Raw genomic sequence first — 863 nt, 5'->3', positions numbered from 1 at the left:
TCTGAGAAGCACTCACCAGCAAGACCGTGCATTGCGATTCTTCCACCCATTGAGTAGCCAATCAAAATAAGTGGTTGTTGCGGAGGAAATAATAAAGATAGTGTGGAATTAAGAAGTTTGCAGCAATCATCGAGATCGTTGCACTTTGTAAACTGGCTGCGACCATGACCAGGAAGGTCGATAACGACTCGTTCAAACTGAGTCAGCTCATCCAAACAAGCTTGCCAATCAGCACCACTTCCTAAAAGACCATGCAAAAACACCAGAGTGGGAAGAGCACCACTTTGGTGTTTTTCAGTTGGAGAGAGACGCTCAGAGTGAAGCATGCAGGCTCTTATTAAATGCCTTTATCAACTCTGCGGCTTGGCTTGGTGGGGTTTGAACTTCCACCAGCATTGTGCCTTGGCCGCTCGACAAGTGCTCGGCAACCACTGCTTGATACATTTCTAATGTAGTTGGCTTTTCATACTTTAAGCCAAACTGCTTAGCTGCATGTTCAAACTGATAACCGTGGGGCATTTGGTAGTACGCAGTGCGATGCTCCTGAGGCACTGGCAACATATCGAAAATCGCACCACCATCATTATTTGTGACCACAAGTACTGCCGGTAGGTCATTACGAGAAAACAGCGCGAGCGAGTTGAGGTCATAAAGCGCCGATGTATCACCGATGTACATCAATAGCGGCTTGCCTAGCGAACGCTGAACACCCGAAGCTGTGGCAAATAGACCATCAATACCCGACGCTCCGCGATTGGTAAACACCTCAGTATTTAATCGGCCAAACATATCGACTAATCGAACAAACAAGCTGTTACCGAGAAAGACATCGACGCTCTGCGTTCGCTCTTCAATGTCAGCCG

2 protein-coding genes are annotated in these 863 nt (G+C 47.4%); both read right to left on the bottom strand.

The annotated features are described in order from the left end of the window. Positions 1 to 326, bottom strand: a 326-nt coding sequence (locus R7Q48_RS25825; RefSeq protein WP_318133023.1) for an alpha/beta fold hydrolase, incomplete at its 3' end; no start/stop codon positions are given. After that, the coding region (locus tag R7Q48_RS25820; RefSeq protein ID WP_318133022.1) for a thiamine pyrophosphate-dependent enzyme at positions 313 to 863 on the bottom strand (551 nt) is incomplete at its 5' end. The genes R7Q48_RS25820 and R7Q48_RS25825, both read right to left, overlap by 14 nt.

This window comes from Vibrio sp. 378, from assembly GCF_033339435.1.
This window is presented reverse-complemented; position numbering and strand designations above follow the sequence as displayed.